Source organism: Pseudoalteromonas rhizosphaerae, from assembly GCF_028885455.1.
GTDB lineage: Bacteria > Pseudomonadota > Gammaproteobacteria > Enterobacterales > Alteromonadaceae > Pseudoalteromonas > Pseudoalteromonas rhizosphaerae.
The window spans coordinates 599,360-619,570 of sequence record NZ_CP118496.1 but is presented as its reverse complement, the minus strand read 5'-3'; the positions used below and the strand labels follow the sequence as shown (position 1 = coordinate 619,570).

At 41.6% G+C, this 20,211-nt stretch carries 18 protein-coding genes and 1 tRNA gene; 8 read left to right on the top strand and 11 right to left on the bottom strand.

The window, feature by feature from the left end; genetic code table 11:
• Positions 1-54: 54 nt before the first annotated feature.
• The 6 genes from rplJ to PVK79_RS02790 form a co-directional block, all read right to left on the bottom strand.
• The gene (rplJ, locus tag PVK79_RS02815) at positions 55-549 is read right to left on the bottom strand and encodes a 50S ribosomal protein L10 (protein WP_145238296.1); all 495 of its coding nucleotides are present in this window, start codon (positions 547-549) and stop codon (positions 55-57) included.
• A gap of 322 nt (positions 550-871) precedes the next feature.
• Positions 872-1,576: a 50S ribosomal protein L1 gene (gene rplA, locus PVK79_RS02810; protein WP_145238292.1), complete on the bottom strand. Its 705-nt coding sequence runs from the start codon at positions 1,574-1,576 to the stop codon at positions 872-874.
• 4 nt (positions 1,577-1,580) lie between these two features.
• Positions 1,581-2,009, bottom strand: a complete 429-nt coding sequence (gene rplK, locus PVK79_RS02805) for a 50S ribosomal protein L11 (RefSeq protein WP_008108462.1) — start codon at positions 2,007-2,009, stop codon at positions 1,581-1,583.
• Positions 2,010-2,225: 216 nt separating this feature from the next.
• Entirely contained in the window at positions 2,226-2,783 is a 558-nt protein-coding gene (gene nusG, locus PVK79_RS02800) for a transcription termination/antitermination protein NusG (RefSeq protein ID WP_145238289.1), read from the bottom strand.
• Between the two features lie 4 nt (positions 2,784-2,787).
• Positions 2,788-3,165: a preprotein translocase subunit SecE gene (secE, locus tag PVK79_RS02795; RefSeq protein ID WP_182732022.1), complete on the bottom strand. Its 378-nt coding sequence runs from the start codon at positions 3,163-3,165 to the stop codon at positions 2,788-2,790.
• A 132-nt stretch (positions 3,166-3,297) separates the two neighbouring features.
• Positions 3,298-3,374: transfer RNA gene (locus PVK79_RS02790), tRNA-Trp, on the bottom strand.
• Positions 3,375-3,539: 165 nt separating this feature from the next.
• On the opposite strand from PVK79_RS02790, the gene PVK79_RS02785 reads away from it, so the two are divergent.
• Together PVK79_RS02785 and PVK79_RS02780 are read left to right on the top strand one after the other, a co-directional pair.
• Positions 3,540-7,529: a two-component regulator propeller domain-containing protein gene (locus PVK79_RS02785; RefSeq protein ID WP_257325260.1), complete on the top strand. Its 3,990-nt coding sequence runs from the start codon at positions 3,540-3,542 to the stop codon at positions 7,527-7,529.
• Positions 7,530-7,649: 120 nt separating this feature from the next.
• A complete protein-coding gene (locus tag PVK79_RS02780) occupies positions 7,650-8,786 on the top strand; it encodes a CsgG/HfaB family protein (RefSeq protein WP_257325259.1) in 1,137 nt (378 codons plus the stop codon).
• Between the two features lie 58 nt (positions 8,787-8,844).
• Here the strand turns inward: PVK79_RS02780 and PVK79_RS02775 are convergent, their stop codons facing one another.
• Both PVK79_RS02775 and deoC read right to left on the bottom strand, forming a co-directional pair.
• Positions 8,845-9,345 (bottom strand): hypothetical protein, encoded by a 501-nt coding sequence (locus PVK79_RS02775; protein WP_145238280.1) that lies wholly within the window; start codon positions 9,343-9,345, stop codon positions 8,845-8,847.
• Positions 9,332-10,081, bottom strand: a complete 750-nt coding sequence (gene deoC / locus PVK79_RS02770; RefSeq protein ID WP_182735508.1) for a deoxyribose-phosphate aldolase — start codon at positions 10,079-10,081, stop codon at positions 9,332-9,334. Before deoC ends, PVK79_RS02775 begins: the two co-directional genes overlap by 14 nt.
• 276 nt (positions 10,082-10,357) lie before the next feature.
• On the opposite strand from deoC, the gene cysG reads away from it, so the two are divergent.
• From cysG to cysQ, 6 genes are read left to right on the top strand one after another with little or no spacing between them, the layout of a single operon-like run.
• The gene (gene cysG, locus PVK79_RS02765; protein WP_149983363.1) at positions 10,358-11,779 is read left to right on the top strand and encodes a siroheme synthase CysG; all 1,422 of its coding nucleotides are present in this window, start codon (positions 10,358-10,360) and stop codon (positions 11,777-11,779) included.
• A gap of 52 nt (positions 11,780-11,831) precedes the next feature.
• Positions 11,832-12,731 (top strand): sulfate adenylyltransferase subunit CysD, encoded by a 900-nt coding sequence (cysD, locus tag PVK79_RS02760; protein WP_145238271.1) that lies wholly within the window; start codon positions 11,832-11,834, stop codon positions 12,729-12,731.
• Positions 12,731-14,158, top strand: a complete 1,428-nt coding sequence (gene cysN, locus PVK79_RS02755) for a sulfate adenylyltransferase subunit CysN (protein WP_257325258.1) — start codon at positions 12,731-12,733, stop codon at positions 14,156-14,158. Before cysD ends, cysN begins: the two co-directional genes overlap by 1 nt.
• A gap of 30 nt (positions 14,159-14,188) precedes the next feature.
• Positions 14,189-15,913: an SLC13 family permease gene (locus PVK79_RS02750; protein WP_182719264.1), complete on the top strand. Its 1,725-nt coding sequence runs from the start codon at positions 14,189-14,191 to the stop codon at positions 15,911-15,913.
• Between the two features lie 30 nt (positions 15,914-15,943).
• Positions 15,944-16,543: an adenylyl-sulfate kinase gene (gene cysC, locus PVK79_RS02745; protein WP_145238262.1), complete on the top strand. Its 600-nt coding sequence runs from the start codon at positions 15,944-15,946 to the stop codon at positions 16,541-16,543.
• Between the two features lie 3 nt (positions 16,544-16,546).
• Positions 16,547-17,329: a 3'(2'),5'-bisphosphate nucleotidase CysQ gene (gene cysQ / locus PVK79_RS02740; protein ID WP_257325257.1), complete on the top strand. Its 783-nt coding sequence runs from the start codon at positions 16,547-16,549 to the stop codon at positions 17,327-17,329.
• A 169-nt stretch (positions 17,330-17,498) separates the two neighbouring features.
• Here the strand turns inward: cysQ and PVK79_RS02735 are convergent, their stop codons facing one another.
• From PVK79_RS02735 to PVK79_RS02725, 3 genes are all read right to left on the bottom strand, one after another.
• Positions 17,499-18,137 (bottom strand): hypothetical protein, encoded by a 639-nt coding sequence (locus PVK79_RS02735; protein WP_257325256.1) that lies wholly within the window; start codon positions 18,135-18,137, stop codon positions 17,499-17,501.
• A gap of 82 nt (positions 18,138-18,219) precedes the next feature.
• The gene (locus PVK79_RS02730) at positions 18,220-18,741 is read right to left on the bottom strand and encodes a hypothetical protein (RefSeq protein ID WP_257325255.1); all 522 of its coding nucleotides are present in this window, start codon (positions 18,739-18,741) and stop codon (positions 18,220-18,222) included.
• A gap of 158 nt (positions 18,742-18,899) precedes the next feature.
• A complete protein-coding gene (locus PVK79_RS02725) occupies positions 18,900-20,189 on the bottom strand; it encodes a KAP family NTPase (RefSeq protein ID WP_257325254.1) in 1,290 nt (429 codons plus the stop codon).
• Positions 20,190-20,211: the final 22 nt, after the last annotated feature.

Genomic DNA, 20,211 nt, shown 5'->3' with positions numbered 1-20,211 from the left:
GGACTCTAGGTCCAAAAAAATTTTACACCGAAAGATTGATTAAACAGCTTAAAATTAAGCAGCTTGCTCTTCTTTCTGTACACGTACTGCTTCAATTGTTTTACACAATTTGCCAGCAGACGCTTCTTTCATAGCGCTCATTAAGCGTGCAACAGCTTCGTCGTATGTAGGTAATGTAGCAAGCATTGCTGCATCAACAACATTTCCTTCAAAAGCGGCCGTTTTAAGCTCAAATTTCTCGTTCTTCTTTGCAAAAGCAGAAAAGATACGCGCAGCAGCACCTGGGTGCTCTGATGAGAAAGCGATTAAGCTTGGACCAACAAATGAATCAGAAAGGCACTCAAACTGTGTTCCTTCAAGAGCACGTTTTGCTAAAGTGTTACGGACAACTTTCATCCAAACACCATTTGCACGAGCTTCTTTACGAAGGGCAGTGATTGCGCCAACTGTTACACCACGAGAATCTGCAACAACTGCAGATAGAGCACCATTGGCTGCTTCGTTGACTTCAGCAACAATTGCTTTTTTGCCTTGAAGATTTAAAGCCATGGGTGTTACTCCTGGTTTAATGGGTTACCGTACATCGGCTTCCCTGTTCTACTCTTCCCTACCAAACAAGATAGAGATGCTTTTTACGGCGAGAGCCAGAAGATTAGGAAAAATCTATCTGGGGATTCACACCGTCTACGTAGGTGAATATTAAGGCCGAAGCCACCTACGGTCTTGGACGGAAGCCCAATTTATCGTTTTGCCCGAAGGCGCACCGAAATTATGGACTTCAACCCGAATTCTTTACTTGTTGAGAAAACAAAATTTCTCAACAAAATGGCGCAAAATTATAGTATAAATTTCACGCCATGTAAACACTCAATTAAACAACAGTTGTTGTTAAAGTGCTTTGGTCAACAGAAACACCTGCGCCCATTGTTGTAGAGATGGTTACTTTCTTAACGTAAACACCTTTTGCTTGTGAAGGCTTAGCCTTCTTAAGCGCAACAATTAGCGACTCAAGGTTTTGTTGAAGTTGCTCAACTGTGAAATCAACCTTACCAATAGTAGTATGGATGATACCATTTTTGTCATTGCGGTAACGCACTTGACCAGCTTTAGCATTTTTAACTGCTTCTGCAACGTTAGGTGTTACAGTACCAGTTTTAGGGTTTGGCATTAGACCACGTGGGCCTAAGATTTGACCTAGTTGACCAACAACACGCATAGCGTCTGGTGATGCAACAACAACGTCAAAGTTCATCTCGCCTTTCTTAACTAGCTCAGCAAGATCTTCCATACCTACTAGTTCAGCACCAGCTTCTTTCGCAGCTTCTGCGTTAGCGCCTTGTGTGAACACTGCAACGCGAACGTCACGACCAGTACCGTTAGGTAGTACAGTTGCACCACGAACGTTTTGGTCAGATTTACGAGCATCGATACCAAGGTTAACAGCAACGTCAACACTTTCTACGAATTTAGCTGTCGCTAACTCTTTTAAAAGAGCAACTGCTTCGGTGATTTCGTAATCTTTAGTCGCTTCCACTTTTTCGCGGATAGTACGCATACGTTTAGTTAATTTAGCCATTATCTTAGTCCTCTACGTTCAAGCCCATCGCACGCGCAGAACCTGCGATAGTGCGAACCGCAGCTTCTAAATCAGAAGCTGTAAGGTCAGGTTTCTTTGTCTCAACGATTTCTTCAAGTTGAGCACGAGTTACTGTGCCTACTTTTTCAGTGTTAGGACGGCCTGAACCAGATTTGATACCTGCAGCTTTCTTAAGTAAGTAAGCAGCCGGTGGCGTTTTCATGTCGAACGTAAATGAACGGTCGCCGTAAACAGAGATCACTACAGGAACTGGAGCGCCTTTTTCGATAGATTCTGTACGTGCGTTGAACGCTTTACAGAATTCCATGATGTTTACACCGTGTTGACCTAGTGCTGGACCTACTGGAGGACTAGGGTTAGCCATACCAGCAGCAACTTGTAGCTTGATTAGAGCTTCAACTTTCTTAGCCATTATAAATACCTCATTAGGTGGGTCTTAGCCTTGTGCGCGCGAGGACGCGTACTCTAGCGGCTTCCCAGTTTAAAAATTGGTTTCTCACTTTTCTGTATACAAACCAAGAAATGCTTACTTTGAATACAAAAAGGCCGCTGATTATAAGTTAATCAGCGGCCTTTTTCAAGCTTTATACCAAACAATATATTTTTTGGTATAAATCAGTTAATTTGTTTATCTATCTTGCTCAACTTGACCAAATTCAAGTTCAACAGGAGTAGAACGACCAAAGATAAGTACCGATACTTTTACGCGGCTCTTTTCATAGTCAACAGCTTCAACCACACCACTGAAATCAGCAAATGGGCCGTCAACAACACGTACCACTTCACCTGGTTCAAATAACGTTGCAGGCTTAGGCGCTTCAGCGTTTTCTTGTAAGCGGTTAAGAATACGATCAGCTTCTTTAGCGCTAATTGGTGCTGGACGATCAGACGTACCACCGATAAAGCCCATAACACGCGCGGTGCTATTTACTAAATGCCAGCTTTTATCGTTCATATCCATTTGGATAAGTACATAACCTGGGAAGAATTTGCGCTCAGATTTACGCTTTTGACCAGCGCGCATCTCAACCACTTCTTCAGTAGGTACTAATACTTCACCAAAGCTATCTTCCAAACCTTCGATCTTGATATGCTCAAGAATAGTTTGTGCAACACGCTTCTCATAACCTGAGAAAGCCTGTACTACGTACCAACGTAGTTTCTTTTCGTTGTTCTCATCCGACATGGGATCAGATCTCCAATCCAGTTAAAAAGCCTACTGCGCGGAATAAAATGCCATCTAATCCCCAAAGGATAAGTGCCATAATCGCAGTTGCAACCATTACAATAAATGTCGTATGGGTAGTTTCTTGGCGCGTAGGCCACACTACTTTACGTACTTCGATGCGTGCTTCTTTTGCAAAAGCAAGGAAGGTACGCCCTTTTTCAGTTTGTGATGCAATCCCCAAACCAGCGGCAACAGCAACAACAACACTAATAGCACGTAATAACACAGACTGATCTGCGTACATATAATTACCAACTACTGCGCCTGCAAGTAGCGCAATTGCCACAAGCCACTTTACTGAATCCATCGCACTTGATGGAGTTTCTACATTCGTGCTCATAATATTATTACCTTAACTACAGACACAACAACCCTACACTATGGCAGGGTTAATCCATTAAAATCCAAACTTAAAAACAGACTTATTTAAACCGATTTTTAACCTCAGACTTTACCCACAAACAGGATAAAATGGCAGGGGCGGAGAGACTCGAACTCCCAACCATCGGTTTTGGAGACCGCTGTTCTACCAATTGGAACTACGCCCCTGCAAAGTGGATGCCTATTATACTTACGCAATTCATTAACACAAGTGTAAAAGATGCCCATAAGTCAAAATCTCATCACTAGATTGAAAAATCCATCTTAACATTGATTAAAAAGCAGTTTATGATTGTTTCAATTCAAGGGATATTACTACGCACGAGGAAGCACGTGCTAACAATAAAAACAACTATCTATACGGCCATTATTGGTTTTTTATGGCTATTTCATAACAGCGCGCTGGCACTGTCTTTACATTTAGACTCCTTCTCTAATGAACAGGGTTTAACGCAAAACTCTGTCACTTGCAGCATAACTGATCGCCGTGGTTTTCATTGGTTCGCCACCCAAGGTGGGCTCAACCGTTTTGATGGTTATGAATTTAAACGCTTTAAGTCTCATCCAACCCAGCCAAGCCTATCGAGTAATTGGATCACCGACTGTGTTACCACTGACAATAATCTGCTGTGGTTTTCTACAGCTACACAAGGGCTAAACGCCCTAAATACAGACACCGGTACATTCACTCATTTTAACCGTAGCAGTCCATTAGCGATTAAAGATAACCGCATTTGGTCAATGCTTACTGATCAACACAATAATTTATGGTTAGGCCATGAAGATGGTAACTTAACTCGCCTAAATGTAGCCGAGCATGAAACTGCCTACTTTACCTACTCGCCAAACACCCAAGGTAGTATTATTTTTCAGGATATGGTGATTGATGCTAAGCAAAATTTATGGCTGGCCAGTAATGAAGGATTAATAAAATTTGATACAAAAACAGCTAAATTTAGCCACTTTTCAGCAAGTAAAAAGCAACTATGGCGCCTAAAACTCACGCCACAAGGGCAGCTACTGATTGCCAGTAAAACAGGGCTTAGTGTCTTTGATTTAGAAAGTGAACAGTTTAATGATATAAAACAACTAGATGGTATATGGATAAGCGATATTTTAATCGATAATAACGAGCATCTTTGGCTTAGCAGCTACGGCCAAGGCTTATATTATAATCCCAACTATCAAACAACTCTGACAAGCTTTAGCCAATTTAAACACCTTCCACAGCAACGTCATGGGCTTGTTAATGATTACTTACTGTCTTTGTATCAAGACCTGCAAGGTATTCTGTGGATAGGCACTGATGGTTATGGGTTACAACGCTACGATATGCGCCAAAATCAATTTAATCATCAACAACACAGCGATGACCCTAACAGTATTAGCCATGATTTTATCCGGGCCTTACTTAAAGATTCGCAAGGGCAATTATGGGTCGGTACCCGCAACGGGTTAAATAGACAAACAAAAGACGGCTTTGTGCGCTATCACGTCGATACCAGCAACCTTACCAACAACAATATATTCAGCCTTCATGAAGATAGCCAACAGCGTATTTGGATTGGCACCTATGGTGGCGGTTTATTGCGTTATAACCGCGAAAGCGATGACTTTACATCATTCACAGTGCAAAGCCATCAGCTCAGCAGCAATAACATTTATGCGATCACCAGCGATCGGAACGGCAACTTATGGTTGGGAAGCAATCAAGGTTTAAGTCTGTTTAACCCAGATAACTTGACCATTGAGCATTTTAAGCACTCGGAACAACACAATAGTATATCGAACAACACCGTATTTAGCCTCGTTTACGATAACGTTGCTAATGCAATTTGGGCTGGTACTCGAGTTGGCTTAAATAAACTCACCCTCAACAACAATGAATTTAGCCATTATCAAGCCGATCAAACAAACCCAAATAGCTTAAGTCATAACATGGTTACCGCCCTTCATCTGCAAGATGACAATACACTGTGGGTGGGTACTTTTGGAGGCTTAAATAAACTGAATAAAACAACGGCAGAGATAACCCGAATCACCGAGCATGATGGCCTGCTAAACGATAATATTTTTGCCATTAAACAGGATGCCAAAGGTTACCTGTGGCTGGCAAGCAACCAAGGTTTAACACGTTATCAGCCCAGCTCTGAAAATATGCAGCATTTTTTACCCCGTGATGGCGTGCAACATAATTCATTTATTCTCGGCGCGGCTTATCAAGCGCAGAACGGTGAACTATTTTTTGGCGGGATCAACGGCTTTAATCAATTTGATCCGCTTAAGCTAAAGCTGGCAGCTACAACTCCAGAGCCTGTATTAACCGAATTACTAATTAACAATCAAGCGATAGCCACTGCCCCATACACTAAGCACGAGACTCAAGCTGCGAAATTAATTAGCTATATACAAACACTCTCCTTTAACAAAGGTGTCGGCGTGATCGGCTTTAAGTTCTCAGCATTAAATAGCCCGTCGGCACCTCAACAATATCAATATGCATACAAACTCGCTGGTTTTGATAAGCAATTTCTATATACCAACGCACAACAACGACAAATAAACTACCCGCAACTGCCCGCAGGCGACTATCAGCTGCAACTAAAAGTAAAAGATCAGTATGGCCAGTGGAGTAATGCTAAAGCTATGCTCGATTTCACGGTGGTGCCGCCGTGGTGGCAAAGTCGCCTTGCCTATGCCGGTTATGTTCTTCTCACTGGGGTTATTATTTGGCTTATTGCGGCCTCGCTATACCGCGCTAAGCTGGCCGAACAAACAAGTAATCAAGCCCGTGAACTGAATCGCTTAAAAAGTCAATTTTTAGATAATATTAGCCATGAATTAAAAACGCCTCTGAGTTTAATACTCGCGCCACTTGAAAGCTTGCAGCTAAACCATAAAGATCAAGCTAGCCAAAAACAATTATCGATGATCAAACGCAATAGCCTACGTTTGCTGACCTTAATAAATCAACTATTACAGCTAAGCCAACGCCCCAGCTGCGCTATACATTACGTTTCGCCCTATCCTTTAGCACCATTTATAAAGCAGCTGGTTGCTGACTTCACGGTGCTGTTTGAACAAAAAGGTATTCACGTAACAATGACAGATCTCAGCCAAGGCTCTTGCTGCATAGCCCTTGAGCCAGAACATGCAACGTCAATTATTACCAACTTAGTTAGTAATGCCCTCAAATATACCCACTCAGGCGGTCAAGTTGAGATTAGCTTATCAGTGCATAATAACATGGCTCATATCGCGATTGTTGACACCGGTATTGGCATCGAAAAACACCAACAAGGCATTATTTTTGAACGCTTTACGCGTGTTGCAGCACAAAATCAAAACGGCAGTGGAATTGGCCTTGCTTTAGTTAAACAATTGCTAGAGCAATACGGCGGGCAGATTTCACTAACAAGTGAAGTAGGTAAAGGCAGTTGTTTTACTGTATCTCTGCCTTTGACTGAAGCAGAGCATGGCGCAACTTCGCTAGCAGCACCAGTAAATGAAGCAACCCGCCTCAGCAATTCGCAAAAGCTACTGATTGTTGAAGATAACGACGAAATGCGCGAACTACTGCTGACTTTGTTTGCTACTGAGTACCACTGCTTAAGTGCTATTAACGGCGAACAAGGCTTAGCCATCTGCCAAACAGAAATGCCAGATCTAGTGATCAGCGATGTGATGATGCCTTGCATGGACGGTTATCAATTACTTAATGCGCTACGCACAAATAACATTACCAGCCATATACCAGTGTTATTATTGTCAGCAAAAGCCGATACACAAAGCAGACTAAAAGGCCTTGATTTACTAGCAGATGATTTTTTAAGTAAACCATTTGAGCCGCAATTACTGCTCAGTAGAGTACAAGGGTTACTGAGTATTCGTGCAGTCCTTAATCGGCACTTAGCAAAGCAGCTTGCGGCTCATGCTCCGCCGCTGGTACTCGATCAGCAGCTTACACAAAGTAAAGATTACCAATTTACCGAACGCCTGAAAAACATCATCCGTGATAACTATCACAACGAAGCGTTTAGTATTGAAGAATTCGCTGCAGGATTATATTTAAGCCCACGTGCCTTACAACTGAAAATGAAAGCACTCTACAATTTAACTCCCAGTGATTATATTCGTAATACTCGTTTAGAGTATGCTGAAAAGTTACTTAGCGACAGCGATCTGAGCATAGGTTTAATTGCTGAAAAAGTCGGCTTTAGCTCACAAAGTTACTTTGCTCGCTGCTTTAAGGCAAAGCATAACGTTTCGCCCAAGCAGTTTAGGGAAAATACCAACCTGAATGCAAAAACTTCGTCTGTGTGACCAAAGTGTTCGCCTCAGTACTATTTTTAACCTTATGATTTCTTTAAATTAACTTTAAAACAATTTGTAGAATAAAAACCTTCACTGTTTCTATTTGGCACATTAATTAAGGAAAATCATATGCTCACAACAACTAAAAAAGTACTGTTGGCAACCCTCGTTGCTAGCAGTCTTAGCGCTTGCCAAAGTACCTCGACCAAGGTCACTTCAAACCAAGATTCACCAAACATTAATGAAGTCGCCCAACAACAATATAATGGTCCAAAAGCGCGTATTGCCGTGGCACGCTTTACCGATAAATCGAATGACTCTCATTGGTGGCGAAAAGAAATAGGTGAAGGCATGGCCGACCAACTCACCACAGCTTTGGTAGGCACCAATCGCTTTATCGTACTTGAACGCCAAGCGTTAGATGCAGTGTTATCTGAGCAAGATCTAGCGGCTTCAGGTCGTGTTAGCGCAGCATCAGGGGCAGCTTACGGTGAAATTGAAGGAGCCGAAATAGTTGTGGTAGCAGCAGTAACTGAATTTGATGACGACAGCTCAGGTGCCAGTGTTGGTACTGGCGGTTTTATAGGTGATGTGTTTAGCTCAGTATCGGCAGGTTTTTCAGGCTCGCATATGGCGATTGATTTGCGCCTTATCGATACTCGCACCTCACGTATTTTAGCAGCCACCAGCGTCGAAGGAGGTAGCAAAGATTTTGATTTTACCAGTGCGGCAACTAATTTTGGTGGTGCATTAGTCGGTGGTAATTTAAGTGGCTGGTCAAACACCCCTAAAGAAAAAGCGCTCCGCGAAGTGATAATCAAAGCCGTTGAGTTTTTACAAACTAAAGTCCCAGCTACTTACTATCGCTATAACAGCAATAATACCTTAGCATCAGGATACACAGCACCACCACCGCTTACTACCACGGCAGCCAAGTCAAAAGCCGTTGCTCCAGTAGCAAAAGTAGATGTTCCTACGCATAGAATGCCGCATTATGAAAAGATGGATTTAGCCATGTCTCGCATGAATCTAGTCTGTTTAGGTTATTTAAAAAACCAACCCGATTATGAAGAATTTGAAACTGAAGATGTTAAATACGACCGTCAAACAGTCATTGCACTGCGTGAATACCAACAAGAGAAACAATTAAAAGTGACTGGACTTGCAGACGAAGCAACCAAAAAGTCACTCGATGAAAGTCAATGTATTGCCAAAACCAATAAGTCAGGGCTTGAGAGCTTAGGTAGTATGTTTAAAATTAACTAACCAAAGATCAGGTTATTTAGCAGCCAGTTTATTCTTGGCTGCTATACCATCTATATACTTAGAACAGCTGTAACAGCTCGCCCTGATAAAAATCACAAAGCAACCAAATTTGTTGAAAAGGATGGGTAAGCGGTATCGTTATATTCTGTAACTCAGCGTCAAAATCCGCTTTATGCCAAATGGTGCTGGCGTTACGAATAAGCAGCCATGTTTGCTCTGATTGATAGTGCTTTTTTCCTTTTTGTTCTAATAACCGCTGCAGTGCACAGTGCAGCCGCTGCTCACTTGGTTGCATTGCCATATCAGCAAGATCTCGTTGCATGCTTATAGATAAAGGCCTGCCGAGTACTGCCATGGCTTCGGTTTCGCTGGCATATAAATGTGCTATTTCAATATCAAGCTTCTGTTCATTACGATAACAACTGATATCTGGTTTACTCGGCTGATTATGCCAAATATGGCGCATTGGAATACCAAAGCGATGTTCATAGCAACGCAAGAATAACTTGCCTGCATCATGCTCAAGTTGTAATTTTTCTTGCTCACTATGACGCGTCATTAAGTACCGCATATACATCAGCTAACAGGCTTGATGCACCAAATCTAAATGTTGACGGATTCAAATAACTTTCTCCCATAATATCAGTCGCTAGCTGTAAGTAATTACTTGCATCCATAACCGTTTTCACGCCACCTGCAGCTTTAAAACCGACTACACGCGACGACTTTTTAATCGTACTTAACATCACATCGGTTGCTTCAAGAGTGGCATTTGTAGCTACTTTGCCGGTGCTGGTTTTAACAAAGTCAGCACCACCGGCAATTGCTATTTCTGTCGCCAGTGTTATCAACTGCGCTGTTTTTAGTGCGCCGGATTCTATAATTACTTTTAATTGTACGTGTTCAGGACAACACTCTTTACTGGCACGCACATATTCTAGCGCTGTGGCTTCGTCCCCCGCGATTAAGGCTTGATACGGTAACACCAAATCAATTTCATCTGCGCCACGCTCTATTGCGATTAATGTTTCATTAATTACTTCACTTAGCTCACTGTTGCCTGAGGGAAAGTTAGTTACTGTGGCGACTTTTACATAACTAAGCTCGCGCTCAGCTAAAGCAAGCTTGGCGTCATCAACAAACTCACTATAAACACACACTGCAGCCGGAATACCTAGGTTGGGCTTAATACTAGCCACCAAGGCCTGTATTGTTGCCGCGCTATCATTACTATTTAAACTGGTTAAATCCATTAATTGCACGGCCAATGCCGCATCAGTTAGTTGCGTTGTCATAAATCCACCAAGTAAGTTCATGTATTAGCAATAGTACCAAATTTAACTATTCTCGCTATAGCTAATAACCAAACACTCTAAGCTCGATATATAGTCATTATAGTACTTGTAACTCGGCGCAATCCCCTGTTAACTAAGGCTTAAGCCAAATCGGACAACCCTATATAACTTTTAGTTATATTAACTGGGTTTTAATTATTTTTTACTTAGCTTACGCCACTATATTCTGAGTTTCTGAAAAGCATCTTTGCTGTAATTTTTTCCAAGGGTCTACACATGCAATATTTACCTATCTTTACCAAGCTCGACAATAAACCTGTATTGGTTGTTGGCGGTGGAGAGGTTGCGTTACGTAAGTGCCGTGCATTTTTGAAAGCTCGCGCTGATGTCACTTTAGTAGCACCTTGGTTTTGTGATGAATTAAAAGAGCATGCACAAAATAATGATGTCACTCTAATTGACGCTTTTTTTGATGAATCACATCTTGATGGCAAAATGCTGGTCATTGCCGCAACCGACAATGATGACGTAAATAACAGCGTATTTGAACTCGCAAATGCACGAAATGTATTCGTTAACGTGGTGGATGACCAACCTAAATGCACCTTTATTTTTCCTTCAATTGTTGATCGTGACCCGATCACTATTGCAATTTCAAGTGCTGGCACAGCGCCGGTATTAGCACGGCGCTTACGCGAGAAGTTAGAAACGCTTATTCCACAACACATCGGCCCGCTTGCAAGTTTAGTTGGCAGCTTTCGCGACAAAGTAAAACAGCGCTTCACGAGTTTTGCTGATCGTCGCCAATTTTGGGAAGGCGTATTTGATTCATCTGTCGTCAGCAAAGTACAAACGGGTGATACAGCTGCCGCAAGCGTACAGCTTGAACAATTACTCGATAGCAAACTGGATCCTGAAGGTGAAGTATACGTAATTGGCGCAGGTCCAGGAGATCCAGAGCTATTAACACTGAAAGCACTGCAACTAATGCAACAAGCTGATGTGGTGGTGTATGACTTTCTAGTCTCTGACGAAATTATGGAGCTAGTACGCCGCGATGCTGATTTAATTTGTGTGGGTAAACGCTTAGGCGATCACAGTGTCGTGCAAGAAGATACTAACCAAATGCTAGTTGACCTTGCCAAGCAAGGTAAAAAAGTGTGCCGCATTAAAGGTGGCGACCCGTTTATTTATGGCCGTGGTGGTGAAGAAGTTCAAGTACTGGCAGCCAATAACGTAAATTACCAAATCGTCCCTGGCATAACTGCTGCCGCAGGTTGTAGCGCTTATGCGGGTATTCCGCTAACGCACCGTGACCATGCACAAGCCATACAGTTTGTAACTGGTCACTGTAAAAAAGACGGTCAAGAACTAGATTGGCAATCACTGGCAAAACCAAACCAAACTCTGGCTATTTATATGGGTGTAATTAAGTCTCCCCATATTCAAGCACAATTATTAAAACATGGTCGCGGTGCAGATACACCCGTGGCAATTATTGAAAACGGTACTCGCAAAAATCAACGCGTTGTAACCGGTAAATTAGGTGAGCTGGCCGATTTAATCGAGCGTCACAGCATTATTTCACCGGCATTATTAATTATTGGTGAAGTTGCTTCATTACATGAAGAACTTCATTGGTTTGGCACAAAAGCCCAAACCAGTAGCTTTGCTCAACCGCTTACAGACGTGGCATAGCTTTAAACTATTTAGATTTTAACTTTTAATCATTTTAGTAGGACGACTAACAATGGCTTTAACTCACCTTCAGCAATTAGAAGCTGAAAGTATCAAAATCATGCGCGAAGTTGCTGCTGAGTTTGAGAACCCAGTTATGCTTTACTCTATCGGTAAAGATTCATCGGTACTTTTACATTTAGCGCGTAAAGCGTTTTACCCAGGTAAAATTCCGTTTCCACTGCTTCACGTTGATACCAACTGGAAGTTTAAAGAAATGATCGAATTTCGTGATCGCTTAGCAAAAGAGTACGGTTTTGACTTACTCGTCCACAAAAATCCTGAAGGCTTAGCGATTGATATCAGCCCATTTACTCATGGCTCTGGTAAGCATACCGATATCATGAAAACCCAAGGCTTAAAACAGGCGCTTGATAAATATGGCTTTGATGCCGCGTTTGGTGGTGCACGCCGCGACGAAGAAAAATCTCGCGCTAAAGAGCGTGTTTATTCATTCCGTGATAAACACCACAGATGGGATCCAAAAAACCAACGTCCAGAGCTTTGGAATACCTATAACAGTCAAGTTAACCCTGGCGAAAGCATCCGTGTATTTCCACTTTCTAACTGGACTGAACTTGATATTTGGCAATATATCTATCAAGAAAACATCGATATGGTTCCGCTTTACTTAGCCAAAGAGCGCCCTGTTGTAGAGCGTGATGGTACTTTGATCATGGTTGATGATGAGCGTATGCCGCTTAAAGAAGGCGAAGTACCCATGATGAAATCTGTTCGTTTTCGTACTTTAGGTTGTTACCCACTTACAGGTGCAGTGGAATCAACAGCCAGTACACTGACTGAGATTATCGAAGAAATGCTGCTATCTACGTCATCTGAACGTGAAGGTCGGGTAATTGACCACGATTCAGCAGGTTCAATGGAGAAGAAAAAACGTGAGGGCTATTTCTAATGTCTATTAATACTAGCGATACAATTAACGAAGTAAAAGCAATTGGCATCGACGCCTATCTTGCTCGCCAACAAGACAAAAGCCTATTGCGTATGCTGACCTGTGGTAGTGTGGATGACGGTAAATCAACCCTAATTGGCCGCCTACTGCACGACAGCCACCAAATTTATGAAGATCAGTTAGCAGCACTGCATAAAGATAACGAAAAAGTCGGTAATGCCGGTGAAGAGCTCGATTTAGCACTACTGGTTGACGGCTTACAAGCTGAGCGTGAGCAAGGCATAACTATTGATGTAGCGTACCGTTATTTTTCAACGGCTAAACGTAAATTCATTATTGCTGATACTCCAGGGCATGAGCAATACACCCGCAACATGGTAACCGGTGCATCAACCAGTGATGTAGCGATTATTCTTGTTGATGCGCGCTACGGTGTGCAAGTACAAACTAAGCGTCACAGCTTTATCTGTGATTCATTGGGTATTAAACAGTTTGTTGTTGCCGTGAATAAAATGGATATTGTTGATTTTGACGAAACCGTTTATGAGCGCATTAAAGCCGATTATTTAAAATTTGCCGAGCAACTTAACGTATCTAACATCAAGTTTGTGCCTATGTCGGCACTTAAAGGCGATAACGTAGTAACACGCTCAGAGCACACACCATATTACACAGACAAACCACTGCTTGAGTTATTAGAAGACTCACCAGCAGCTGAAACAGACACTGGCTTTGAAGCGCGTTTCCCTGTGCAGTATGTAGTACGCCCTAACCTAAACTTCCGTGGTTTCCAAGGTACTTTGACCTCAGGAAAATTACGCGTTGGTGATGCTATTAAAGTATTGCCATCAGGTAAAACCTCAAGCATTAAAGAGATTGTCACCTTTGACGGCAACTTAGACACAGCCGAAGCTGGTCAAGCAATTACTTTAACGCTTAACACTGAAATTGATATTAGCCGAGGGGACGTGATCGTTCCTGCTGATTCAACAGCGACTGTAACTAACCAAGTACAAGCAAAGCTTGTGTGGATGCACGAAGCGCCGCTGGTACTGGGTAAAAGCTATAACTTTAAGCTAGGCAGTAAAAATACTTCGGCTATCGTGAAAAAGATTGATCACACCACTGATGTGAACACCCTTGAACACGGCAGCGCAGACAGCCTGCAGTTAAACGAAATCGCGATTGTTACCCTAGAATTGACCGAAACCATTTTGGCCGATGCTTATCACAACAATCACGAAACCGGTGCGTTTATTTTAATCGATCGTTTATCTAACTTAACTGTTGCGGCGGGTATGATTGAAAACGTGCTTGCTAAGCAAGAACAAACGGGTAACTTTAGTGAGTTTGAAGTTGAATTTAATGCGTTAGTACGCAAGCACTTCCCACATTGGCAAGCGCTTGATATCTCAAAGCTTAAATAACCAACTTTGCCTGTTAAGGACATATAAAGCATGTATCAACAGCTAGTATTAACAGGCATTATGCTAACTTTAGTCGGGTGCCTGTTTGGCACGCGGCTAAAGCCAGCATGGCTTTTTGTTGGCGCCATTGGCACCGCATATCTAGGCGGGTTAATCGACCTTGAAGATATGCTGATCAACTACGCCAATCCATCACTGATCACCTTAGTGTTATTAGTACTGGTTTCGATTGCGGTTGAAAAAACTACACTCGTACAAAAGCTTGCCCAGTCATTATCAAAAGGAAGTTTAACCAGCTCAGTCACTAAGCTCGGACTTTCTACAGCGTTTTTATCCTCATTTACCAATAATACAGCGGTTGTCGCATCGCTCATTACTGCCATAAAAGACAATCCAAACCATTCACCTTCAAAGCTACTATTACCGCTGTCGTATACTGCTATTTTAGGTGGCACAATTACCTTAATTGGTACTTCAACAAATTTAATCGTCAATGGTTTTGCCGTTGATGCAGGCATGGCACCGCTAGGCTTTTTCGACTTTACCATAGTCGGGTTAGGCGCATTAAGTGTGGGCCTGATCACTATTTTAGTGATGCTAAAATATTTGCCAGACAACGGCAAAAACGATCAAGAAGTGGTGCCTTTTTATCTCGAAGGTAAAATAGAAGAAGGCTCAAAACTAATTGGTAAAAGCGTAGAAGAAAATGGCCTGCGCGAACTTAAAGACTTATTCCTAGCAGAAATTATTCGCGGCGATAAACGCATTTGTGCAGTGACCCCGCAACAAGTGATTAAAGCGGGCGATGTATTGCTGTTTGTCGGTGACATCAAATCAGTGCCATTGCTAACACGCTTTGACGGGCTAAAAATAGTTCACGATAAACATCAAAAAGATGTTGAGCACCTCGTTGAAGTTGTTGTCAGCCAATCATCTAAATTTATAGGAAAAACAGTTAAGGAAGCACGTTTTCGTGAACAGTTTCATGCCGCTGTTATCGCTATTCGTCGCGGCCATGACCGCTTACAAGGTGGCCTTGGTAAGGTGCAGCTGCAAGCGGGAGACTCACTGATCCTCGCACCAGGTAAAGACTTTTATAGTCTGCCTAATTTAAAACGCGAATTTGTGTATATTTCCGGGCTTGATTTACAAACTCACTTAGCGCCCAAGCAATCTAACTTAGTATTAGCGAGCTTTGCAACGGTACTTGGGCTGAGCATTATTGGCTATGTACCACTGGTAAAAGGCTTATTAGTATTGCTGATTGGCTTAATGCTCACGGGAACGATAAAGCTGAGCGAAGTAAAACGCCGTTTTCCTATTGAATTACTCGCTGTAGTTGGTAGCGCCATTGGCCTTGCTAAACTGATGATAGGCACCGGCCTAGCTGGACAAATATCTGCAGCATTGTTTTATGTACTCGGTGATTTTGGCCCCTATGGCGCGTTTATCGCGATTTTTGTAATGACAGTAATGTTCACCGAACTTATCACCAATAACGCCGCAGCGGCACTATCATTCCCTGTCGCTTATGCATTAGCAATGGGCTTTAATGTTGACCCGCTGCCGTTTATTATGGCGGTCGCCTTTGGTGCATCTGCAAGCTTTATATCACCATTTGGTTATCAAACTAACCTGATGGTTTATAGCGCCGGCAATTATCGTTTAAAAGACTATGTATTAATGGGCTTACCGCTTTCTATTATTTATTCAATAACGGTATTAACCCTGATCCCGCTGGTATTTCCATTTTAAGCCAGCGCTTACTCATAAGAGAGTTTTATAATGGATGAGAACATTGTTTGGCATAACTATGCCATTACTAAAGCACAACGTAGCGAACACAAAAGCCATAAACCGGCTATTTTATGGTTCACTGGTTTTTCCGGCTCAGGTAAAAGCACCGTAGCAAACGCCCTTGAAAGCGCACTCAATCAACAAGGTATTCACACCTACCTGCTTGATGGCGACAACGTACGCCACGGCTTGTGTAAAGATTTAGGCTTTAGCGACGAAGACCGTATCGAAAATATTCGCCGCGTTGGTGAAACCGCTAAACTAATGGTCGATGCTGGATTATTGGTACTCACCGCATTTATTTCCCCATTTCGCGCGGAACGCGATATGGTAAGAAACTTAGTCGATGACGGTGAATTTATCGAAGTGTTTTTAGACACACCTCTGGACGTATGCGAGAGCCGCGATCCAAAAGGCTTATACAAAAAAGCCCGCGCAGGTGAAATAAAACACTTCACAGGTATAGATTCAGACTACCAAATACCCCATTCACCGGAAATAATTTTAGATACCAGTAAAAACACCCTAGACCAATCGGTGCAAGAGCTGATAGCGTATCTAAAACAACAGCAAATTATTAAAGGTTAAGTCATGAACCAAACGGAACTGCTCGAAGAAATACTGATCCTTGCCCGCCAAGCTGGCAGCGCTATTATGGGGATTTATGAAAAGGATTTTAACGTTGAGTACAAAGCTGATGAAAGCCCTGTAACCGACGCCGATCTTGCAGCTCACAAAGTGATTGCCAATGGCCTAGCCCACTTAACCCCAGAGATCCCAGTATTAAGTGAAGAAAGTGCCGATATCAGCTGGGATATCCGTCAAACGTGGACCCGCTATTGGCTGGTTGACCCAATCGACGGCACTAAAGAGTTTATTAAAAAGAACGGTGAGTTTACCGTTAACATCGCCTTGATTGAAAACGGCAAGCCTATCTTAGCGGTAGTAGATGCGCCTGCGCTAGGCGTGTCTTATCTGGCAGCAGAGGCAATCGGCGCATTTAAGGACCGCGGTGATGAGCGCATTGAGCTGAAAGTCACCACCAAAGCAAACCAAGGCCTAATTCGCGTAGTCGGCAGCCGCTCGCATCCATCACCGGATTTAGCCGAGTTTGTAAAACGCTTTGATGAGGTTGAAATGGTCTCAAAAGGCAGTTCACTAAAACTGTGCTTAGTCGCCGAAGGCAGCGCCGATATTTACCCACGCCTAGGCCCAACCTGCGAATGGGACACCGGCGCAGGTCACGCTATAGCCGAAATCGCCGGCGCAAAAGTCACTAAGCTTGATGGCAGCCCGCTTGTTTATAACACCAAAGATGAATACTTAAATCCGTATTTTATTGTAAGTGCGATAGAAGAAGAAACCAAGCTGTAAGTTTTAAGTGGTAAGTTTAAGGCCGACTCTTCACTCGTAGGAGTTGGCTTCAGCCACGAAAAATCCTGCTCTGCATTCTATTTGAAAAAACAATTTCACCACAGAGAACACCGAGTCGCTTCGCTACACAGAGAAAGTTACAGACACAGCTTCGAATTTCTGTAAAGGTTCATCGAACATCGTCTATTCTAAATTGTTTCAAAATACTTTTATAATCTCTAAAACTGGTTCCATCTATTTTATGACCCATCGAGATTGCTTTTGACTGTTGCGCCAATGAATACTTAGCTCCTTTTGAACAAGGCAGAGTGGAGCTATAGTAGCTATATAACCTTTCACTTAGCTCTAACTTTTGCACTGTATTTTTAATAATACAATAAACTTTATCACCAAAATCTATAGCTTCTGCTTCTGTAGGTATATACCCTTTATGAATCACCTTATTTCTAAAACCAACAGCATTACTATCAAGTGTTTGGGCCTTCTCATTATATTTTGCTAAAAATAAAAAAGTGAAAGCACCTAGTTGTCTTTCTGATTGATTAGAAACTTCCTTCCATGTATTGAGTAAAATACTTTCATCAATTCCTAATGAATGAATATGATATTTAATAAAGAATTCATAGAAGCGCTCGAGTGATGCTGCAAATGAAGCAACTGCTTCTCTCATATATCCATCACCAATTGCATTAACAGCTATATCAAAAAGCATTTCAAACTTTTGAGCTCTTAATTCAACTGTATATTTATGCCCTCTATCGCAAACAACTTTATGAATACCATCATCAATTAACTGCTGTGACTGCATTATAAAAGCCGTATAAGTACCAGCTTCACTTATACACTGCGGGCAAGTAGTTTGTATCCTCATATATCCCCATATCAACCAACTAAAAATCTCGCCCTGAAAGCTGTTTGGTTTCCAAATTTAAATGGCTTACATTCTTAAACTCTGTCAGGTTGGTAGTATCAATAGTTGGCAGTTTATCTAATGGCCTGATTAAAATTTTATCCAGTGTTTGACTTCCAAATTTAATTTTATTTAACTTTTCTAGAATTTCATCATTTGTAAGCTCGTCAGACATTGACACCCTATGTGATAACAACAATAAATAAAACAAACAATAGGCCGACTTGTTTGAAGGGTTAGCCAAAAACCTAACTGCTCCTTTTATTGAACTTGGGCTAAAGACGCCTGTTTTCCCTGAAGTAACTCCTAGAAAGGTTAAAAAGTCATATAGAAACTCTACTCGCTTCGAGCTTTCATTATTAGCACCTAATGACCCTTTATCCAAAAGGCTACTAAATAAATATTGTAAATTATGTATTGTTAAACTTTCTGCCAGCAATTTTTTAAGTACCTCTTCTACACCACAATTAACTCCATAATCAGCCAAAGGAGGCCGTTTCATAATACTTTTACCAATACTTTCTATAGCGCTAAACTTATCATCGACTACACCAAAGAACCGTTCAAAATTTATAACTTCTTTATCGCTAAAGCCAAGATAACGGTTTATAAATAAAAGTATGCCTTTTGTATCATTTAGCTTTAATTCATAAAGTTCAATTACATTTGCAATGGCATTTTGATCTGATACTGCTCTTGCGGTATGCGCTCAGCTAAAACTCTTACTAAATAATCCGTGTAACCATTATTAAATCCAACACCTTGATTTTTGAAACTTCCATCTTGCTGCCACTTAGCATCTGGGTTATCTAGTACATGATTTTTCGCTGAATTAAGAACTCTATCGGCTGTTATATCAAGCATTTCGATATAAAAACGAGTTAGATAGTCATCTTCTTTTCCTACACTTGCACACTCTAAAATAAATGGCTTTAGATCATACTCATGATGTGATCTCAGAGCTTTAATATTGTAAGGTTCTAACTTTGTGTATAACTCAAATGATTTGAGATTAACTTCTCGTAAAGTAATAACCATCAATAAGTTAATAAAATTAATTTCTCCCATTAACCTATCTTTTTGCCAAATCTGATTAACTCTGCGAAGAATCTTTTTAAATTGTCGAATTGAATAGATTTGGTTTTCCACTTCAATTAATTTTTGCTCTAAAAAGTACCAATCACGTCCCCCACGCAAAATGCGCATTAATTTGTCAGCGGTTAAAATTTCCCCCTCAAAAATAACAAAGCAGCCTTCTGCAATCGCATAATTGATACTTAATTCAATGAATTTACGTAATACCACTAGAACATTCTGTTTATGAATATCCTCCCTATAATCAGTCGCTTTTGATATTACTTCTGCCGCAACTTCATTTTCATTACCCATAGCGATGATAAAGTTGATGTTACTTAAATCTCTATTCTTTAATCTATCTAAAAGCGCAGCTATATCATTTAAGCGCTTTTCATTTTCATCGCCTGTACCGCGATCTACATCTTGCAGGGTGATCAGTAATTTATAGTTGGTTACTTTAAGAACATTGTTAAGCTTTTGAAAGCTTTGCTCGATATCAACTGGGCCTGCGAGTAGTGTAGATGCAAACTGAAATATGCTGCCGCCTGATTTTAGGGCTTCGGTATAATGTTTTGGTAACGCGCGAAAGGCGCACATATCTAAGTGCTGGCTGATATCATCGATAATATTACTGAGTATCACATGTGCGACACTGCCGCTTGCTGCCCCCCACGTTGATATATCGCTGTGAATCCAATTAATACTGTTTTGTTGTTCTACTTTTAGTTTTTCTTCATCTGGTAATTCTACTTCTATCTTTTTAGGCCTTTTAAGCTCATTTGCTATCGCTGCAACAATGCTACTTTTACCGCAGCCATAAGGAGCCTGTAGATTAACTCGTTTTTTATTTCTTTTTATTGATGCATTAACCATAGCTGAGTTCCTATTTTGATTC

Bases quoted from the DNA above. Each gene is read 5' to 3' on its own strand.
- PVK79_RS02725 (WP_257325254.1), bottom strand. From the start codon at position 20,189: ATGGTTAATGCATCAATAAAAAGAAATAAAAAACGAGTTAATCTACAG.
- PVK79_RS02730 (WP_257325255.1), bottom strand. From the start codon at position 18,741: ATGAAACGGCCTCCTTTGGCTGATTATGGAGTTAATTGTGGTGTAGAA.
- deoC (WP_182735508.1), bottom strand. From the start codon at position 10,081: ATGACAACGCAACTAACTGATGCGGCATTGGCCGTGCAATTAATGGAT.
- rplK (WP_008108462.1), bottom strand. From the start codon at position 2,009: ATGGCTAAGAAAGTTGAAGCTCTAATCAAGCTACAAGTTGCTGCTGGT.
- cysG (WP_149983363.1), top strand. From the start codon at position 10,358: ATGCAATATTTACCTATCTTTACCAAGCTCGACAATAAACCTGTATTG.
- PVK79_RS02750 (WP_182719264.1), top strand. From the start codon at position 14,189: ATGTATCAACAGCTAGTATTAACAGGCATTATGCTAACTTTAGTCGGG.
- cysC (WP_145238262.1), top strand. From the start codon at position 15,944: ATGGATGAGAACATTGTTTGGCATAACTATGCCATTACTAAAGCACAA.
- secE (WP_182732022.1), bottom strand. From the start codon at position 3,165: ATGAGCACGAATGTAGAAACTCCATCAAGTGCGATGGATTCAGTAAAG.
- cysD (WP_145238271.1), top strand. From the start codon at position 11,832: ATGGCTTTAACTCACCTTCAGCAATTAGAAGCTGAAAGTATCAAAATC.
- rplJ (WP_145238296.1), bottom strand. From the start codon at position 549: ATGGCTTTAAATCTTCAAGGCAAAAAAGCAATTGTTGCTGAAGTCAAC.
- rplA (WP_145238292.1), bottom strand. From the start codon at position 1,576: ATGGCTAAATTAACTAAACGTATGCGTACTATCCGCGAAAAAGTGGAA.
- PVK79_RS02775 (WP_145238280.1), bottom strand. From the start codon at position 9,345: ATGACGCGTCATAGTGAGCAAGAAAAATTACAACTTGAGCATGATGCA.
- cysQ (WP_257325257.1), top strand. From the start codon at position 16,547: ATGAACCAAACGGAACTGCTCGAAGAAATACTGATCCTTGCCCGCCAA.
- PVK79_RS02780 (WP_257325259.1), top strand. From the start codon at position 7,650: ATGCTCACAACAACTAAAAAAGTACTGTTGGCAACCCTCGTTGCTAGC.
- nusG (WP_145238289.1), bottom strand. From the start codon at position 2,783: ATGTCGGATGAGAACAACGAAAAGAAACTACGTTGGTACGTAGTACAG.
- cysN (WP_257325258.1), top strand. From the start codon at position 12,731: ATGTCTATTAATACTAGCGATACAATTAACGAAGTAAAAGCAATTGGC.
- PVK79_RS02735 (WP_257325256.1), bottom strand. From the start codon at position 18,137: ATGCAGTCACAGCAGTTAATTGATGATGGTATTCATAAAGTTGTTTGC.